This window comes from Paraburkholderia phymatum STM815 (assembly GCF_000020045.1).
GTDB lineage: Bacteria > Pseudomonadota > Gammaproteobacteria > Burkholderiales > Burkholderiaceae > Paraburkholderia > Paraburkholderia phymatum.
On the sequence record NC_010623.1, the window covers coordinates 75861 to 94328 of the forward strand.

Consider the following 18468-nt stretch of genomic DNA (forward strand, 5'->3'; position numbering starts at 1 on the left):
GCCCTTGATTCCGCTCCATTGTCCGCGACGACGCAGACGTAGCGGCCAAGACCGGACCTTCCAACATGGCTGATTCTGAACCCTCTCGTCGGGTCCGGAGCGAGCCAATCGGTAACCATCTTTCTCAATGACCATCCAGCGCTTGCCACAACTTTCTCCATTTCTTTCAATGTAGGTCTGTCGCCAGATCAGACCCCGCCGCATTGGCGATTTCGAGATTGCACGGATAGATCTCCAGCGGACCGATCCGGTTGAGATTGAACTCAGCCGAAGGCTTGGATACCTGGTGATAAAGCCCTCGTGCAGTGGCGCCATCACGGGCGCGATGGTCCACATTAGGCTGAGCCGGTTAATGACGCGAAGCAACTCACTTTTCGGCATCGGGCGTCCGATGAAAATGCGACCGTTCGTCATCAATGCGCCACTGATCCCTGGTGCCACGTGCGAGCCCGCCAGGAAGCGTCTCGACTCCATGCGGCAATCGCTAGTCACCCGTCCAAATCCCCCTTTGGGATCGGTTGAACCAGGCTTCGACGTGCCGCATCCATCACCAATGCACTGATCTTCGCGAGCGGCTCGGGCTCCTCCTCCCAGTGATGCCAGTACAGATCGATCATCACGTCGTGATCTGGGGCGAGCGCAACCAGGCTGCCCACCGTGATAAGCGGCTCTGACTGCATCGCGGGTACAAGGCCATACCCGAGGCCATCGACGATCGCATTGAGCAGCGCCGACGGTGAAGGCAAATAATGCTTGATATATCTGCCTACGGTCGTATCGAAGTATGATCCGAGAAATACGTCATGCAGCCTGTCTTTCCGGTCAAACAGAATGGCTGGTGCCTTGAGCACACCGGGCAAGACCAGACCGTCCGCGAAATATTCGCTGGAGAACTCGGGCGAGGCGACACACTGATATCGCATCTGTCCGACTGGCTCGGCCGCGAAACGCTCACCGACTGGCTTCTTCTGCGTCGAAAGAAAGCCCTTGACGTCTCCGCGCGCCAGCGCATCGAGCGTGTGATCCTGGTCATCGACCAGAACCTCCAGCTCCACATGACGCTGGACCAGCTCGCGCGTAATCGGCTCGAACCAGGTCGCGAGGGAATCAGCATTGATTGCGAGAGCCAGCGCAGTCGTCCCGCCTCTTCCGGGCTCGATATCCCGTAGTAAGTCGTCCTCGCGAAGCCGGATGGACACGAAATGACGATAAACTTTTTCACCCGCCTGCGTCGGCATCACTGTCGGTTCACGGGTCAAGAGCAGAGCCCCTGTTGACCGTTCGAGTCGCTTGACCCGACGCGTCGCCGCAGCAGACGAGATGCTTAGTGCGGCAGCCGCCTGCGAAAAACTGCGATACTCGACCACTGCGGCAAACGTCTCAAGCTCGGTCATGTTCAAAGCTGCGGCCACTTTCCTTGCTCCTCTGCGCGTCCGACCGTCCTAGAAGTCGACACCTCACCATACAAAAAGATGCACCCGCAGACCCAGACCTTCCCATTCCCAATCTGAAACGATTTTGCGGTCCATCTGCCTGGCGATACAGGTTTTTCGTTAGCTGCTATGTCTTCCACGGTTCCCATGCGTCGGCTTAAGTAGGACCGGTTGAAATCAGTCCCGTAGTATCCGTAGCGCCAAAAGGCGCGAACACCCTGCGAATGCCCTTTTCACAAAACTCGCAGCAACTGAGGCGACAATGGCATCCACGTTAGTATTCGGTCCTCCTTGTCCGCCCGGTCCTCCTTGTCCGCCAAATGCTCAGTCTGCCTGTACATTTTCACGTCGTATGTAAGGGTATTTACTTAAGGTCGTCCCGCGTTCGGAGCATCGCAAAGATGCGCCATTTTGGCAATCCGCGTGCCGCTGGAGGGTTCGGGACTTGTGGGATCGATTTCCGCAGTTTCTTACTTCTGTTTCGACCAGTACAGCTGAGACGGATCTTCTTGTGGAGAGGGTCGGAATCGTTTCACCTCAGACTGCGCGGCTCAGGAGTACTCGGATGGGAGTAGAGGCATCGGGCGCTCTGATCAGCAACGGCAGATGCCTACCGGTGTGTGGAAGCGGCCCAGTCGGCCGCCTTGAAGACCGAGATTGGCCGGTAGTGAGCGACAGCCAGCAAATTTGCAGCATGGCTACGTCCGTTCGCAACATCGGTTACCTGTTGATTCCAACCGGCAGGCTACGGCGTTACCAAGCAATCAGCAGAGGCAGGCTTGTCAGTAACGCCCTCGCCGAACGGTCGTTCCAGCTAACTTCGGCGATGATTCCGAAGTCGACTTTATATGACCGGCCGAACCCGATGTCGTAGCGATCATCGTGCAGTCCGTTGATCTATTGCGAAGAGGCACCTGATAAAGCCGTATGCTAATCTCATACTACTGGGAAGAAGCGCAAAGGAGGACTGTCATACGAGATAACAACTCGCAACTGCCTCTGAAAGCCATTGGCCTCGACTCTTGCGCTGTCATGCACTTGCAGCGAGGCTGTGTAACCACGCGGCACCTGCTCCATGAAAAGCTTCCCGGCACGAGGCAGCCGTGTGCTGCAGGTGGGCCGAAGACAAATTCGAAGTGCGAGGTTTTCGTCCAGCTTCCTGATCGCCCGCGGAGGCCGTCGAGGCTGCAAGAGGTCGCATATAAAGCTGCAACCTATCCTGCCGAATCAACACGCAAGAAAACCTGGCGCATCGGGGCGTCCATATAATTTATCTTGACACGACCGGCCGTGCTGCTTGACGTTGTCTAAAATGCCCGCCAACCGATGAGAAGAAGTCCCTGCTCGGCATTCGACATCATGGGCAAGCGTCTCGCCAATCCGATCGGCACGTCTTGGTCGGTCGTGATGCGGCTCGAACATCTCGGCAAATTTGATGCTGCGAAGCGCGTGATGAGCGCGATCGAAACGGTGACGTCCAACGCGTCGCTGCATACGGGCGACCTCCGCGGCAACGCGATGACTGCGCAACTGACGGCGGCCGTGTGCGGGATTGTCGAGAAGTAGCCGTTACAGCGTAACGCGTGCATGCGCCCGGCAGTCAAACCGACCACAAGAAAACGGCCCGCGTCGCATCGAACGCCCGCGCCCCAAAAGATTTGTGCCAACGACAACTGTCCGGCAAGCGGCAGACGACGCGCAGTCCATGGATTGCCCTGCCATGGCCGGCTCAATCTCCAAGGAGGAGACCCAAGTTACGCAGATATCGAAACACGGGTTTCACGGAAGCTAATGTGGCGAATTATTCCCTCCGTCATGCTGCTCTATTTCGTGAGTCTCATGGACCGCGTAGACGTCGGATTCGCGGCAATGACGATGAACAAGGCCATCGGACTGTTACCTACCGCGTTTGGACTTGGCGGCAGACTGTTCTTCATTGGCTTTTTTCCGTGCGAGATACCTTCGAACCAGACTCTTCATTGCGTAGGTGCGAGAGTCTGGATCGCTCGCGTCAAGATCATCTGGGGCATCGTTTCGGCAATTTCCGCATTCGTCGTCGGCCCAACGAGCTTTTATGTTCTTCGGTTCTTACTAGGCGTTGCGGAAGCAGGCTTTTTCGCTGGCATCCTTTTCTATCTGAGCCTGTGGTTTCCGGCAAAACGACGACCAGTCGCCTCAGCATGGTTCATGACGGCAGCCCCGATTTCGACTGCTGTGGGCCGCCGTTGTCTGGCGCGACGCGTGGATTCATTGGATCACTTATTGACGTCGACCAGTACGCGCCCCTTAAGTTTTCCCGAAAGTAGATCTGATGCCGCGTCACGGACTTCATCGAGCGACACAGTGCGGGCGGCGATACGCTCGAGAACCGCCTTCGGCAGATCGCGGCTAACGCGTTGCCAAGTGGCCAAACGCTCTGCATACGGCAACATCACCGAATCCACCCCAAGCAATCGCACTCCGCGCAGGATGAACGGCATCACTGTCGTCGGCAGATCGGGCCCGCCCGCAAGTCCACACGCCGCTACTGTGCCACCATAGTTCATCTCCGCGAGCACGCGTGCGAGCACGTTGGACCCGACCGTATCGATCGCAGCCGACCAACGTTGCGCCTCGAGCGGCCGCGGCGCGTCTTTCCAGACTGGACCGTCGACACACTCTTTCGCCCCGAGCGAGAGAACATATTCGTGCTTGCCAACATCACCGGTTAGCGCACTCACCGAATAACCGAGTGCGCTTAGTATTGTCACCGCGACACTGCCGACCCCGCCACCCGCTCCAGTTACGAGCACCGCCCCACTCGTCGGAGTCACGCCGGATCGCTCCAGCGCTATTACACACAGCATTGCAGTAAATCCTGCCGTGCCGATCATCATTGCTAGCCGAGAATCAAGGCCCTCAGGAATCGGCACAAGCCAGTCGCCGCGAATACGTTGATATTGACTATATCCACCCCAGTGTTTTTCGCCCACGCTCCATCCTGTCAGCACCACGCGCTGACCAATCGCGAGCCGCGGATGCGTGGTTTCGACGACGGTGCCCGAGAAGTCGACGCCGGGAACCATGGGCCATGTCTTCACGATCTTCCCGTTCCCCGTGACAGCGAGCGCGTCCTTAAAATTAAGCGTTGAGTAATCAATCTGAACGAGAGTGTCTCCCTCCGGGAGCTGATCGACCGTCAGTGTCTCCAAGTTCGCCGAGGTGGTCGTCCTATCCTTCTCTCGCAATAACATTGCCTTGAACGCTTTCGTTTGCGTCATCATCTATCGCCTTTTCCGTTTAATGAATACGGTTGTGAAAGTCCAGCGCAACACACTAGAAAACGATCGATCAACTTACTGATCTTCCAGTTATAACCGGCGGTCAACGCTGCGTCCATATTAAAGCTCGGATACACGTCTTCATTTCCGCCGCAACTTGAAATGTTGCGAGCGAGGTCCTCATCAAATTACGTATGCGGCAATAGTAGTGTCGGTCATGAGTCTACACGGGTCCATTCGAATAATTGGAACGCAGCGCTCGAAATTTCATTTCCTTCGCAAGAAATTCGTGTTCTATGATGGGCCAAACTAATCCAGAAAGATGCCAAGAGGGAAATGTCGTGAGTGAAACAACCTACACCAAAATCCACGGTGCGCCCAAAGCGGATCTGCATGTTCATCTCGAAGGGACCATTTCCCCGGAACTGATGTATGGACTCGCCCAGCGCAACCACGTCGATATCCCCTTTGATTCCCCTCAGGCGATTGCCAGTGCTTACGAGTTCCGCGACCTGAATGCCTTCCTCCAGGTTTACTATGCCGGTCTGCGTGTGCTTGAAAATCAGCAGGATTTTTACGACATCACGATGGACTATCTCAAGCGCGCGCACGCCGAGAATACCCACTACATTGAGTTCTACACGTCGCCACAATCCCATATCGAGCGCGGCGTTCCTCTCGCGCAGGTGCTTGATGGCATCTTCGCGGGATGCGACGACGCATACTCGAAATGGGGCATAAAGGCTAACGTCATCTTTGGCCTGCAACGACACAGAACCGAAGCATCGGCACTCGCGGCAATCGCTCAGGCCGAGCCTCATTCATCGCGGATCATTGCCCTCGGGCTCGGCGGGCCGGAGCGCGACAATCCGCCATCCCGTTTTGTTCGGGCATTCGAGCGCGCTCGAGAGTTAGGTTGGCGCACCACAGCGCACGCTGGCGAAGAAGGTCCGGCCGATTACGTCTCGCAAGCCATCGAGCTGCTGCGTGTTGATCGGATTGACCATGGCGTGGCTGCACAGCAGAACGCCCGGCTTGTTATCGCACTCGCCGCGCGCCGGATACCGCTGACCGTTTGCCCGGTATCGAACGTTAAGCTGAAGGTGTTCGATAAGCTTGAGCACCACAACGCGAGGTACCTACTCGAATCGGGGTGCGTCATTACGATCAATACCGACGATCCTTCGTACTTCCTGGCCAATCTAACCGACAATCTTTACCAGACTTCTCGAGCGCTTGATCTGAGCGACGATCAAATCTTCCAGATTATCTGGAATGGCTTTGACGGAGCATTCTGCGATGACGCCTCGAAACGCAGGATGCAACAAGCGCTAAACGAGTATTGGCATGGCTAATGGAGCGATAAACAGACGTCTTACGGGCGCACTCAGCATCGGTGATCTGAGAAAACTCGCGCAGCGCGCGCTACCCAGGGTGCTTTTTGATTATGTAGAAGGTGGCCCGGATGACGAGCACGGCATCGTACACAATCGCGAGGTGTTTAACCGCTGGGCACTCGTTCCGCGTTACATGCAAGACGTCAGCGATCGATCGACCGCAACGTCAATCTTGGAGACCAGACATTCCGCGCCCTTCGGCGTCAGTCCAACTGGCTTCGCCGGCCTGCTGCGCCCCCGCGCCGATCTGATGCTCGCGCGGGCCGCAAACGAAGCGGGACTGCCCTTCGTTCTTTCCGGCGTAAGCAATGCGACGCTCGAATCGGTCGCCGCCGAAATTGGCGAGGCGCTATGGTTTCAACTCTATCCATCGCGAGACCGCCAGATCAGTGACGACATGGTCCGCCGGGCAGGATCGGCTGGGGTAACACACCTCGTTGTGACCGTCGACCTTCCGGTCACGTCGAACCGGGAACGCGATGCTCGCAATGGCTTCGGTTTCCCTCCGGCGCTAAAACCATCCGGATATCTGGAAGCGATGACTCATCCTGCATGGTGCCTGCGTTATCTCACTTCTGGAGGCGCTCCACTCTTTGCGAACTGGACCGAATATGCGAGCGAAAATCCCTCAACATCGGACGTGGCCCGTCTGATCAAAAGCAACTCTCCGGCGATGTTCACATGGAGCGATGTTCGTCGCTTACGCGACAGTTGGCCGCACAAATTGATCGTGAAGGGGATACTGCATCCGGACGACGCGCTTAACGCACAACGCCACGGCGTCGATGCCGTAATCATTTCAAATCATGGCGGTCGGCAACTTGATCGCGCGATAGCCTCTATCAATGCGTTACCGCTCATTCGTCGCGAGGTGGGTGATGATTTCCCGTTGATGATTGATGGCGGTGTGAGACGGGGTAGTGACATTGCGATTGCGCTTTGTCTCGGTGCAAATTTTGTGTTCGTCGGCCGCCCTACCCTCTATGGCGTAGCTGCTGCGGGCGAGGCTGGCGCCAGCCGGGCAATCCAAATTCTGCGAACTGAGTTCGATAGGGTAATGGGGCAGCTCGGCGCGACACGGCCTGAGATCCTTGACACGTCATTTCTAGCTGACAGCTACTGTGCGGCAGGCTCTCTCAGAAATGCCTGAACGCGACTCCTCGAGCCGGAAGCGCCTTGGGGAGCCACAATGAAGCGAACTGAACTCAGATCCAAAAGCGCCTCCCGCCCCTCGCCCCTCGCCCCTCGCCCCTCGCCCCTCGCCCCTCGCCCCTCGCCCCTCGCCCCTCGCCCAAGTGTGCGAATTTTTAGCACATCATGTTCCAAAAAAAGTGCGACGCGGCAATTGACGCAGCTTATTGTCCATCGGATCGTACAGCCGCACTGAAGAACCGACGTCGGGGGCGCGAACCAAGCGCCTCACTTGCGCCCCCCGTCAATAGCCTCCTCTCATTCAGGCGGGTCGAACCGCAAATTCAGAGACCGTACATTGCCAAGATCCAATGAGATAGATCATGCGAAACCAATTCCATCGAATTTTTGTCCTCACACTTGTTCTTTACACTACGTTTTTCTTAGATCCTACCTACGCCGCCGGCCCCCTCAAACCCGTGCGCATTGTTGTGGGTACACAAACGCTCAACATCGGCTATCCGTGGCTTACGCTGCCGCAAGCACAGGCGCTCGGCTATTGGAAAGAAGAAGGCTACGACGTGCAGGTAGTCCCGCTCGCGCCTCCAGCTCAACCTATCGCATTGCTTCTAGCCGGTCAGGCTGATTTCGCGATGGTCAACGGCGCAGTGGTTGTACAGGCGCATGCTCTGAAAAATGAGCCCGTCAAAGTTGCAATGCTTAATGGCGTCACTGACTGGTCTATCGGTGTATTGGCCGATTCCCCATACAAATCCGTCAAGGATCTCAAGGGCAAGGTTATCGGGACGTTCGGCCTTGCGTCGGGCGGGGTTGCACTGTTGCGGGCTTACTTTCAGGACAATGGGATGGATCCGGACAAGGACGTCCAGATCATCGCGACCGGCAGCGGGGCACCGGCCATTGATGCATTGCGGTCGGGACGCGTGCAGGCACTAGTCTTCTGGGCCACTGCCATGGCGAGCTACGAGAACGCAGGACTCAAAATGCGATATATGCGTGGAGCCGATTGGCGACAGATCCCTGACTATTCCCTTTCCGTAATGGAGAAGACCGCGCAAACGGACCCCAAAATGGTCGAAGGCATCGTACGAGGCATGGCAAAAGCGACCGTCTTTGCATTGGCAAATCCCGACTGCGCACGCAGAATCCAATGGAAAACGTGGCCCTCGACGAAGCCGACGGGATCAAGCGATGACAAGGTACTCGCAAAGTGGGATGACAATGTTCTGAATGCGCAGCTTGCAACCCTGAGTGATGCATTCACGATGACTGGCGGGAAGTACTACGGCAATTTCGACCCCGCCGCATACGACCGACTCCAGCAATTCATGTTGCGTACCAAACAGATTCCGAAAACCGTTCCCCCGTCAGACTACGCGTTACAGATCCCCGACTTCTACGGAAGAGCCAACAGCTTCGATGCCGGCGCGATCAAACAGGCGTCGCTCAAATGCTCCGGATGGTGAGCTGCGGTCGTGGCACGTTGCTATGAAGTCGCCATATCCGTCGAATCCCGCATACTATGGCTAAGAGCTAATTTTTCGAACGATATGGCGGCAAACTCACCATGATCAACAACGTCGGCCTGAAGTACTTCATCGGCGTAGCGCGGTCGGGATCGATCCGACGCGCCGCAGAGCAGTTGCATGTGGCAGCGTCTGCAATCTCACGGCAGATACAGATGCTGGAGGAAGAACTGAACGCAGAGTTGTTCGAACGCCATCGCGGTCAGAAGTCCCTCAGGCTGACTGCGGCTGGTGAGTTGCTGCTCAATTACACGCGGCTCATCGAGAACGAACTTGATCAGGTTCGCGCGGACATCAGGGCGATCGATACTCTTCAGAAGGGAACCGTCCGGTTAGGCGCCTCCGAGTCATTCTCACGAGAGTTCCTGCCGAGTTTTCTGCATCGATTCCATTCTCAATATCCCGGGATTACCTTTAACGTCATCGTGGGCGGCGGGGGTAAACTTGTAGAACTTCTGGCAAAAGATGAGATCGATGTTGCGCTCGCGTATCGTGCTCCGGATGCGTTCGACGTACAGGTGATCGCAGAAACTCACGTCACTCCCTGCCTGCTGGTCTCAGCCACTCATCCGTTCGCGAATCGACGCTCCGTCGATATCGAAGAATGCGGAGAAATTGAGATCGCCCTCCCGGACGAGTCGCTCACAATCCGCGAAAGCTATGTGCGTATGTTCTCAAAAGCACGCATTCGACCTCGCACGATTCTCGTTACCAACTCTTTCGAACTGATGCGTGCGGCGGCTGTGTCCGGGTTATGCAATGCGATCGTCAACAAATATTTCGGCAATTACAAGGTGCCGCGGGGGCTCCGGTATGTCCCGCTGCATGGCGAAGGTGTCGAGCGATGGCCCTTGCGGCTGTGCGTACACACGGGTAGAAGTCTACCTGTGTCGGTCAAGCTGTTCATCGAACAACTTCAGGCAGAGATGGACGCCGTGGACGAGAGCCGCCAATGAGTCCGCGCGCCAACCCACGCCATCTCCCACTTGTTCAATAGCGATAAGCGTCGCTCTTGTACGGGCCTTCCTTCCGTACCCCTATGTAAGCTGCCTGCGCGTCGCTAAGCACCGTTAATTCAGCGCCGACTTTCTCCAGATGTAGCCGTGCGACATCTTCGTCGATAAGCTTAGGCAACACGTACACTTTTCCACTCTCATACTGATCGCGCCGCGTGAACAGTTCGACTTGGGCAAGCGTTTGATTCGCCAGACTACATGACAAGACAAAACTTGGATGTCCGGTTGCGCAGCCCAAGTTTACCAGTCGGCCTTTAGCCAGAAGCATGATGCGCTTTCCGTCCGGGAATATGACATGGTCAACCTCCGGCTTGATGTCTTCCCACTTACAGCGCGCGAGCGCGGCGACATCGATTTCATTGTCGAAGTGACGGATGTTGCATACGATTGCCTGGTTGCGCATCCGTGACATATGGTCGAATGTGGTTACGTCCTGGTTGCCCGCGGCAGCCACGAATACATCCGCCTTGTCAGCCGCATAGTCCATGGTCACGACACGATAGCCTTCCATCGCCGCCTGAAGTGCATTGATCGGATCGATTTCAGTGACCCATACCTGTCCGCTCAAAGCGCGTTACGCCTGCGCCGAACTTTTCCCAACACCACCGTATCCGGCCACCACCGCGATTTTCCCGGCGATCATCACATCCGTTGCGCGCTTGATTGCATCGACGAGCGATTCGCGGCAGCCGTACTGATTGTCGAACTTGCTCTTGGTAACCGAGTCGTTGACAGCAATTGCCCGCACGCCCAGCGTGTGTCTCGCGCTCATCTCATAGAGTCGCATAACGCCAGTGGTTGTCTCTTCTGTAACGCCAATGACCTTCTTCAACCGGCGGCTGTACCATGACGAATCGCGCGCGAGAGTCCGGGAATGGCCGCGAACATGGCCGCTTAATCGGCACCCGACGGCGAGTCGAGAAGTGAAGGGTCAGCTTCCGCTCGACTGCCCAGGTGAATGAGTCCGGTCGCATCACCGCCATCATCAAGAATCATAGTCGGGACCTCTTCAGGAGTGCCCCGCTCTCCGCCAAATTCGAAGATCCGATGCGTGTAGTCCCAGAATTCCTCAAGCGCCTCGCCTTTGGTCGCGAACACCGGCGTGCCATTTGAGGCGATTGCCGCAGCGGCATGGTCTTGCGTCGAAAAATGTTGCATGACGCCCACTGTACTTTCGCGCCAAGCGCTTCAAGCGTCTCAATGAGCACACCTGTCTGGATTGTCATATGGAGGGAGCCGGCAATACGGGTGCCTGCGAGCGGTTGTATCGGCTGCAGCTCACGTCATATGGCCATGAGGCTGGGCATCTCCGTTTCCGCGATGCGTAACTCTTTGTGCCCCCAGTCAGCAAGCCCTATGTTGGCCACAACAGATTGGGAGACGTTTGACGTTTTCAGCATATCCATCGGTTCTCCGTCGAATGTCCGAACCGCTGGTGCGCGAGCATTGGACTCGCCCGCGACCAGCGGGCGAGCGTCGTTGGAAAGTCTTTCGTCGGACCGATCCGAGCCTCGTCCTCCCTCACAAACGCCAGGTAGCACTGCAACGCTCCTCGGAATATCGGCGCTCATTGTGCTGTGGCACGCGTCGTTCAGGGTGCGAATATTTCGTACATAACGACCGAAAAACTCTGTTTGACTGCAAATTTTTCACTACTTACCTTAGATTCGCTCCCGGACGTTCTCACGATCGCGAGATTCAACGCGAAGCTGCGAACAACGTGACTACATTTTCGCGTCGTCGACGCTGGCTCGACTTCACCCGGCGCTGCCTATACCCGGGTCTTTCCAGAGGAATCAAGCTTGCATCCGCTCTCTCCCCTTCTGAACCCGAACTCTATCGCTGTGCTCGGTGCATCACCACGCGCGGAAGCGCTCGGCAATACTGTGATCCGCAATCTGCAGCGCATCGGCTATGCAGGGGCGATCTATCCGGTACACCCGGGCGCCCCCGAAGTGCTGGGCATCCCGGCCTACGCAAATCTCGACGATATTCCCGGTTCTGTCGATTGTGCCGTCATCGCGCTTAGCTACGACAAGGCGCTTCCCGCACTCGAGGCACTTAATGCACGAGGTGTCCGAAACGCCGTTCTGTATGCGAGTGGGTTCGCAGAGACCGGCGCCGAAGGAGCGGCACTCCAGGAGGAACTCACCCGCTACTGCAACCAGAATGGCATCAATCTCTGTGGACCAAACTGCCTCGGTCTTTACAGCGTCGCTTCGCGCGTATCGCTCTACAGTGCTGCGTTGCCAGAAAACCTGCGACCGGGCGGCCTGGCGCTGCTGTCCCACTCCGGATCAGCCTGCATTGCACTGTCAAATCTCGATCGTCTGGGCTTCAGCCATCTGGTGTCGCTCGGAAATGGCGCCGTGACAGACATTGCCGACTATCTCGATTATGTCGCCCAGGACGAGCACACGACAGTTGCAGCGCTTTTTATTGAAACCCTGCGCGATCCAGAAAAGTTCGCCGTCGCGGCAAGGAAAATGCGCGCGGCGGGTAAACCTGTCGTTGCGCTAAAGGTGGGCCGCTCAAGCTCTGGCGCAGCAGCCAGCGCTGCCCACACCGGCGCCCTCGCCACGCCGGACACAGCACTGCAGGCATTCTTCCACCGACTCGGTGTGGTGCTGGTCGAAGACTATGACGAACTCATTGAGACCTGCGTGCTTTTCCTGGGCAATGACCGCAAGCCGAAGAGCAACGGTGTGGCCGTGCTTAACGTCAGTGGCGGTGAGCTTGCGCTGACCTGTGACATCGCTGAACGAGTGGGTCTCACTCTGCCCGACCTCGCGCCCGCGACCGTCAACCTTCTCCGGGAGATCCTGCCTCCCTTTGGCGCACCGCGTAATCCGCTCGATGCGACAGGCGTCGCAGTGTTCGACATCGACATGTATGGCGCGTGTCTGCGGGCGCTGCTCGCAGATCCGGCCATATCGCTGGTCGCGATTTCCCAGGATTGCCCGTCGACGCTCGGCAAGGATCAGGCAGCGACCTACCGGCGACTGGTCCAAGCAGTTGCGAAGGTCAATGCAGACGCTGCCAAGCCGATCGTGTTTTTCAACAATATCTCAGACACAATTCACCCAGCCGTCCTCGAGCCACTCAATGAAGCGAGCGTCCCGTCGCTTTGTGGCATGCGCAATGCACTGCGCGCCATCGGGCATCTGATCGATCATCATGCACACGCAGAGGTCAAACACACTTCCGTGGGACATCTGCGCGATGAGCAATGGGCTGAACGGCTCGCATCGGGTCTGCCGTTCACAGAGCGTGAAAGCAAAGCATTTCTCGCCGACCACGGTATCGCAGTCACTCGCGAGCAGCTGGCAACCAACGCCGATGATGCAGCAAGCGCCGCCAAACGTCTTGGCTTCCCTGTTGTATTGAAAATCGATTCCGAGGACATTCCACACAAGACGGAAGTTGGCGGTGTGGTGCTCAACCTTGCCAGCGAAGCCGAAGTCGCCACCGCCTTCGACGATCTCATTGCGCGTGTCAGAAAACACATGCCGCAAGCGCACATAAACGGCGCACTGGTGCAGCAGCAGATTGACAAGGGCATAGAAGCTATCGTAGGCATCGCGACGCACAAGCCTTTCGGACCGGGCGTTCTGGTTGGCTCGGGTGGCGTGTTGGTCGAACTGGTGAAAGACGCAACTTTTGATATTGCGCCGGTCACGACTCGCGATGCGAGCTCCATGATTGCGCGCACACGTCTCGCCGATCTCACTCGGGGATTCCGTGGTGCTACACCCGCAGACCGGGAAGCACTCGCCGAGCTCGTTTCGCGCCTGTCCGAAGTTGCCATCGTCTATGCAGACGAACTGGATGCGATGGATCTGAACCCGGTATCCGTGCAGCCCATCGGCAAGGGCGCGATCGTTCTCGACGCGCTAATCATCCCTAAGGCGGATAACAAAACGCCGTCAGCAACCAATATTGAGGAGGCACAGACGTGATCCGCGAAACAATTGAACTTGTCATCCAGGGCCCGGTCGCCACAATCACCTTGGCCCGTCCCGACAAGATGAATGCGCTGAGCGACCAGCTCCTGATCGAGCTGCAGCATGCACTTGACGAGATCGAACAGAACGTGAGTGTCCGCGCAGCAATCATCACCGGAAGGGGCAAAGCTTTTTGTGCGGGCTTCGATCTCTCACCGCGCGAGGAACCGTTCGTGACCGTACGGGACTGGCGCGAGCATGTGAAACTTGGCAATGACACGTGGTGGAAGATCTGGAAATCTCGCGTGCCATTCATCGCAGCGGTCAATGGGTATGCGCTTGGTGGCGGTTGCGATCTGACGATGGTGTGCGACTACACACTGGCCGCAGACACAGCTTGGTTCGGTGAGCCTGAAATCCAGTTCCAGTCTGCGCCGCCCTACAACATCACGCCCTGGATCCTCGGCATGAAAAAGGCGAAGGAATTTCTGCTGCTTGGCGACAGAGTCGACGCACATGAAGCCGAGCGCCTCGGCATTGCAAATCGCATCGTGCCACTTAACGAACTCAACGCGACCGCGATGCAGATTGCGCTACGAATCGCGCGCTTGCCGCCGCCAGCAGTGGAGCTTAACAAGCTCGGTTTGAACCGAAGCTATGAATTGCGGGGCTTCACATCGACGGTCGAGTACGGCGCTGAGATTTTCACGCAGGTGCTCATGTCAAAGTCGGAAGAAGCCGAGGAATTCTTCGAACGAATGAACCGGGAAGGCCTAAAGGCCGCGTTCAAGTGGCGCGACGCCCGCTTTAGCGCTGACAACAAAGACCACACCACCTGACCCACCCCTCTGAGTGCCGCCGGGCGGCACATACGGAGAGCATCGATGATCACGGTTTCTAGCCTTAACAAGACATATCAGACCCGGGAGGGAAACGAAATTCGCGCGCTTCACGACGTGAGCTTTGACGTTGAATCGGGTGAGTTCATTACGGTCGTTGGCCCGAGCGGTTGCGGAAAATCGACGCTGTTAAAGATTCTCGCGGGAATCCTGCGGCGTTCCTCGGGCAAGGTCGCCGTAGCGGGCCGGCCGATCGACGGTCCAAATCGCGAAGTCGGGGTCGTGTTCCAGGCACCCGTTCTTCTGCCTTGGCGAACCGTAATAGAGAACATTCTCATGCCGAGCGAGCTGCACGGAAAGGTCGACAAGACTCAGCGGGATCGTGCCGCGCGGTACCTGGCAATGGTTGGCCTGGAAGGCTTCGAGGACAAGTATCCCAGCGAACTGTCAGGCGGCATGCAGCAGCGCGTGGGCATCGCGCGCGCTCTTTGTCACGATCCCACACTGCTTCTAATGGACGAGCCGTTCGGCGCACTCGATGCAATGACACGCGAGTCAATGAACCTTGACCTGCTGCGCATTCGCGCGGAGAGCGGCAAAACCGTTCTTCTTGTCACGCACAGCATTCCCGAAGCAGTATTTCTCGCCGATCGTGTGATTGTGATGTCACCGCGTCCGGGCCGGATAACCGACATTTTGCCAGTCAACCTGCCACGTGAACGCAAGCTCGAAATGATCAACTCTGAGCCATTTGGAGCTGTAGTTTCGCGCATCCGCACGCATTTCAACTCTCACGGGACCCTCGACTGATGAGCACCTCCATCGAACATCCGGCATCCATGGACACGAGCGCCGAAACGTCTTCAAAGAAGCGATCAGACAAACTGCTGTCAATTACCCTGCTGATCGTCATTCTGGCAACGTGGGAATTCGGGGTGCGTTACTTCCAGATCTCACAGCTGATCGTGCCAACGCCAAGTTCGACCGCAACCTCCCTTATCCAAGGTTTCTCGGATGGGTCACTTTTATCGAATCTTGGTGTCACCTTTTACGAGACCATGGTCGGCTTCTTCGCAGGAGCGGGCTTAGGTCTTTTGCTTGGTGGCATCATCGGTCAGTCAGCACTGGCTGAAAAAATCCTGTACCCATATGTCATCGCATTCCAGACCGTCCCAAAGGTGGCTATCGCACCGTTGATCGTGATCTGGTTTGGCTACGGTGTCACCTCAAAGGTCGTTATCACCGCCACTATTGCGTTCTTTCCTGTCCTCGCTAACACGATCGTCGGGCTCCGCTCCGCCCCGCGCGATCAGATCGACCTCATCGTCGCCTTTACTGGGTCAAAATGGCACATCTTTCGGTACGTGAAAGTGCCCAATGCTCTTCCTTATATTTTCGTGGGCCTAGATGTCGCGATCGTCCTCGCAGTAATCGGCGCGATCGTCGGTGAGTTCGTCGGGTCCCAGGCGGGACTAGGGTACCTGATCCTGCAGCGAAATTTTTCGATGGACACTGCGGGCGTCTTCGCAATTCTGCTGATCCTTTCGCTAATGGGCATCGGTCTGCACTGGGTCATGCAGGCTATCAAGCGCAAGGTCGTCTTCTGGATCAACCACGACGCCGACAGCGTCTCCGGCGCTTGAATCCGAACTTCCTCAATCCAATTTCAACACTCATTTTCAGCATGACAACACTCGAAAAAGGCTTCACAACTTCGCTTACGGTAACTGTTACGGAAGAACATCTCGCAAGCCGGCTGGACATCGATGCAGGCGAGCGCTTTCCCAACGTACTTTCAACTCCGTGGCTGATCGCTCATCTGGAGCGAGCCGCAGCTAAAGCACTGCATCCACTTCTGCAGGATGGTCAGCTCTCGGTGGGTTCGCGCGTGGTTTTTGACCACTTCGCACCTACACCCCTAGGGGCAACGTTCACGGCTTACGCGAAGTTCACCGGCATGGAGGGCCCGCTTTATCTTTTTGACCTCTGGGCAGCGGATGCGGGCGGCGCGATTGGCAAGGGCACTCACGCACGCGCCGTCGTGCCTGGCGTTGCGGTTGAGAAGCGTGCCGCGAAGCGCCTCGGTCAAACGGCCTGACAGGAGAACCCCATGGCAGCGAGTGTCTCGCAACAGGTCGGCGAAGAACGCGCAACGCGCGATGATCTCGCCGCCGCTTACCGGCTTATCGCGTTTCTTGGCATGGATGACGGTATCTATACACATATCTCCGCAAGGGTGCCTGGAGCGGATGAGAACTTTCTGATCAACCCGTTTGGATTGCTGTTTCGTGAGGTGACAGCATCGTCCCTCGTAAAGATCGACCTCGAAGGAAAACTGCTCGAGCCGTCTGACTATGAGGTGAACCCCGCTGGCTTCACGATCCACAGTGCGATTCATGCCGCGCGGCCTGACGCTCTCTGCGTGATGCATACTCATACGATCGGCGGCGTCGCAGTCTCCTCGCTGGAAGACGGTCTTCAGCCTACAAATCAATGGGCCTTCCAGTTTTATGATCGCGTGGCCTATCACGAATATGAAGGTCTTGCCCTCGACCTGGATGAGCGCGCGCGCCTCGTCGCAAGCCTCGGTCCGGACAAACGTTGCCTGATCCTCCGCAACCACGGCCTCCTGACGATTGGCCGCTCCGTGGCTGAAGCGTTCATCCTGATGCACAACCTCGAACGCGCGTGTCGGGTACAACTGGCCATTCAGTCGTCGGGGCAAAAGGTACGTGGAGTCCCGGCAGAAGTGTGTGAACGCACTGCGCGTCAGTATGAACGCGGCGGCTCCAGCGCAAGTCAGCTCGATGGCATTGCGCGCGAATGGAAAAGTTTTCGCCGTCTGCTCGAAGCGCAGATCGGTAGTGGATACCGGCAATGAGGGAAATAGCCGCGCGTGAGACCGCGCGTGGCGCCTCGGGGCGACACGAACCTGTCGCCCTTGGAAAGCCACCGTGCGTCGCGCTTCTCAGCTCAAGCATCGACATGTCCTACCTTGTACCGGCGTTTCGGCGACTGGATCCCGAAATCGACCTGCGGTGGGGCGCCAACCTGGGTAGCCTCACTGACATCGAAGCAGCCGTTTGCTGGCGTCCGGCCCGCGGACTACTGCGGCAACTACCAAACCTGCAACTCATCCAGTCTTCGGGCGCGGGCGTCGACCATCTACTTGACGACCCTGACCTTCCGGACGATGTGCCGCTTTGTCGCGCGATCGATCCGTCGATGGCCGCGGGCATGGCTGCCTACGTGTGCTGGGCCGTGATTCATCATCAGCGCAACATGAAGGACTATCTGGGCAATGCAATCGTCCATGCGTGGTTCGAGCGCCCTGTCACACTTCCTTCGTCGCATGTCGTCGGGATTGCAGGCATGGGTGAACTAGGTCGTGCCAGCGCACGCGCATTGACAACGATCGGCTACAACGTTCGGGGCTGGTCACGCACGCCACCGTCCGAGCCGATTGAAGGCGTCGATTACTTCTCGGGAGAATCGGAACTCAGGTCTTTCCTCCGGGTCTGCGACACGCTCGTGTGTCTGCTCCCCCTTACAAACGAGACCCGAGGATTTCTTGGTGGGAAGCTTTTTTCAGCACTCAAACACGGCGCGCATATTGTCAACGTCGGACGTGGTGAGCATCTCGTAGAGAGCGAACTGCTCGACGCACTTGCCAATGGGAGCATTGGCGCAGCTACGCTCGACACCTTCCGCCACGAGCCGCTCCCAGCTTCCAGCGCGCTATGGTCTAATTCCCGGGTCTGCATTACCCCTCATATTGCAAGCCGCTGCGACCCGTTGGTCCTCGCTCGACAGACAATCGATCGCCTGAACTCGATTCGCACCGGCGCGCCGACCAATGGACTTGTCGACCGCAACGCCGGATATTGAGTACAACCACATT

The 18468-nt window shown here is 57.1% G+C and carries 13 protein-coding genes, 3 pseudogenes and 1 riboswitch; of the genes and pseudogenes, 13 read left to right on the forward strand and 3 right to left on the reverse strand.

The genetic code is table 11. The features are described from left to right. Window positions 1–488: 488 nt before the first annotated feature. Window positions 489–1394, reverse strand: a complete 906-nt coding sequence (locus BPHY_RS16110) for an HTH-type transcriptional regulator ArgP (protein WP_012402507.1) — start codon at window positions 1392–1394, stop codon at window positions 489–491. A 1383-nt stretch (window positions 1395–2777) separates the two neighbouring features. On the opposite strand from BPHY_RS16110, the pseudogene BPHY_RS16115 reads away from it, so the two are divergent. After that, window positions 2778–2999: pseudogene (locus tag BPHY_RS16115) on the forward strand (isocitrate/isopropylmalate family dehydrogenase); the annotation flags it as partial. 225 nt (window positions 3000–3224) lie between these two features. Further along, window positions 3225–3670 (forward strand): annotated as a pseudogene (locus tag BPHY_RS39520) (MFS transporter); the annotation flags it as partial. A gap of 18 nt (window positions 3671–3688) precedes the next feature. Here the strand turns inward: BPHY_RS39520 and BPHY_RS16120 are convergent. Beyond that, the gene (locus tag BPHY_RS16120; protein WP_041764885.1) at window positions 3689–4693 is read right to left on the reverse strand and encodes an MDR family oxidoreductase; all 1005 of its coding nucleotides are present in this window, start codon (window positions 4691–4693) and stop codon (window positions 3689–3691) included. Window positions 4694–5034: 341 nt separating this feature from the next. Here BPHY_RS16120 and add point away from each other — a divergent pair, with 341 nt between their 5' ends. The 4 genes from add (at window position 5035) to BPHY_RS16140 (ending at window position 9724) form a co-directional block, all read left to right on the forward strand. Continuing rightward, a complete protein-coding gene (add, locus tag BPHY_RS16125) occupies window positions 5035–6048 on the forward strand; it encodes an adenosine deaminase (RefSeq protein ID WP_012402509.1) in 1014 nt (337 codons plus the stop codon). Beyond that, a complete protein-coding gene (locus tag BPHY_RS16130; RefSeq protein ID WP_012402510.1) occupies window positions 6041–7240 on the forward strand; it encodes an alpha-hydroxy acid oxidase in 1200 nt (399 codons plus the stop codon). Before add ends, BPHY_RS16130 begins: the two co-directional genes overlap by 8 nt. A gap of 364 nt (window positions 7241–7604) precedes the next feature. Then, window positions 7605–8708 carry an ABC transporter substrate-binding protein gene (locus tag BPHY_RS16135; protein ID WP_012402511.1) on the forward strand — a complete coding sequence of 368 codons (1104 nt, stop codon included), beginning with the start codon at window positions 7605–7607 and terminating at the stop codon, window positions 8706–8708. Between the two features lie 101 nt (window positions 8709–8809). Next, window positions 8810–9724, forward strand: a complete 915-nt coding sequence (locus BPHY_RS16140; protein ID WP_012402512.1) for a LysR family transcriptional regulator — start codon at window positions 8810–8812, stop codon at window positions 9722–9724. A gap of 34 nt (window positions 9725–9758) precedes the next feature. Here BPHY_RS16140 and ahcY read toward each other — a convergent pair. Beyond that, a pseudogene (gene ahcY, locus BPHY_RS16145) lies at window positions 9759–11190 on the reverse strand (adenosylhomocysteinase). Between the two features lie 58 nt (window positions 11191–11248). Beyond that, window positions 11249–11344: riboswitch (S-adenosyl-L-homocysteine riboswitch) on the reverse strand. 242 nt (window positions 11345–11586) lie between these two features. Between ahcY and BPHY_RS16150 the strand changes: the two are divergent. Genes BPHY_RS16150 through BPHY_RS16180 form a run of 7 tightly spaced genes read left to right on the forward strand, consistent with a single transcriptional unit; the run spans window position 11587 to window position 18455 of the window. Further along, entirely contained in the window at window positions 11587–13743 is a 2157-nt protein-coding gene (locus tag BPHY_RS16150; protein ID WP_012402513.1) for an acetate--CoA ligase family protein, read from the forward strand. After that, window positions 13740–14567 carry an enoyl-CoA hydratase/isomerase family protein gene (locus tag BPHY_RS16155; protein ID WP_012402514.1) on the forward strand — a complete coding sequence of 276 codons (828 nt, stop codon included), beginning with the start codon at window positions 13740–13742 and terminating at the stop codon, window positions 14565–14567. Before BPHY_RS16150 ends, BPHY_RS16155 begins: the two co-directional genes overlap by 4 nt. Window positions 14568–14612: 45 nt before the next feature. Continuing rightward, complete coding sequence (locus BPHY_RS16160; protein WP_012402515.1) at window positions 14613–15377, forward strand: ABC transporter ATP-binding protein; 765 nt, start codon at window positions 14613–14615, stop codon at window positions 15375–15377. Beyond that, window positions 15377–16210, forward strand: coding sequence for an ABC transporter permease (locus BPHY_RS16165; protein ID WP_012402516.1), 834 nt, complete (start codon window positions 15377–15379; stop codon window positions 16208–16210). The genes BPHY_RS16160 and BPHY_RS16165 overlap by 1 nt, the downstream gene beginning before the upstream one ends. Next, on the forward strand, window positions 16207–16665 hold the full coding sequence (locus tag BPHY_RS16170; protein ID WP_157686590.1) for a thioesterase family protein: 459 nt from the start codon (window positions 16207–16209) through the stop codon (window positions 16663–16665). Before BPHY_RS16165 ends, BPHY_RS16170 begins: the two co-directional genes overlap by 4 nt. 12 nt (window positions 16666–16677) lie before the next feature. Next, the gene (locus BPHY_RS16175; protein WP_012402518.1) at window positions 16678–17448 is read left to right on the forward strand and encodes a class II aldolase/adducin family protein; all 771 of its coding nucleotides are present in this window, start codon (window positions 16678–16680) and stop codon (window positions 17446–17448) included. Continuing rightward, entirely contained in the window at window positions 17445–18455 is a 1011-nt protein-coding gene (locus BPHY_RS16180) for a 2-hydroxyacid dehydrogenase (RefSeq protein ID WP_012402519.1), read from the forward strand. Before BPHY_RS16175 ends, BPHY_RS16180 begins: the two co-directional genes overlap by 4 nt. Window positions 18456–18468 lie beyond the last annotated feature (13 nt).

Excerpts from the sequence above, each read along its gene's own strand:
- BPHY_RS16180 (WP_012402519.1), top strand. The coding sequence starts at position 17,445 with ATGAGGGAAATAGCCGCGCGTGAGACCGCGCGTGGCGCCTCGGGGCGA.
- BPHY_RS16130 (WP_012402510.1), top strand. The coding sequence starts at position 6,041 with ATGGCTAATGGAGCGATAAACAGACGTCTTACGGGCGCACTCAGCATC.
- BPHY_RS16140 (WP_012402512.1), top strand. The coding sequence starts at position 8,810 with ATGATCAACAACGTCGGCCTGAAGTACTTCATCGGCGTAGCGCGGTCG.
- BPHY_RS16135 (WP_012402511.1), top strand. The coding sequence starts at position 7,605 with ATGCGAAACCAATTCCATCGAATTTTTGTCCTCACACTTGTTCTTTAC.
- BPHY_RS16160 (WP_012402515.1), top strand. The coding sequence starts at position 14,613 with ATGATCACGGTTTCTAGCCTTAACAAGACATATCAGACCCGGGAGGGA.
- BPHY_RS16175 (WP_012402518.1), top strand. The coding sequence starts at position 16,678 with ATGGCAGCGAGTGTCTCGCAACAGGTCGGCGAAGAACGCGCAACGCGC.
- BPHY_RS16165 (WP_012402516.1), top strand. The coding sequence starts at position 15,377 with ATGAGCACCTCCATCGAACATCCGGCATCCATGGACACGAGCGCCGAA.
- BPHY_RS16110 (WP_012402507.1), bottom strand. The coding sequence starts at position 1,394 with ATGACCGAGCTTGAGACGTTTGCCGCAGTGGTCGAGTATCGCAGTTTT.
- BPHY_RS16120 (WP_041764885.1), bottom strand. The coding sequence starts at position 4,693 with ATGACGCAAACGAAAGCGTTCAAGGCAATGTTATTGCGAGAGAAGGAT.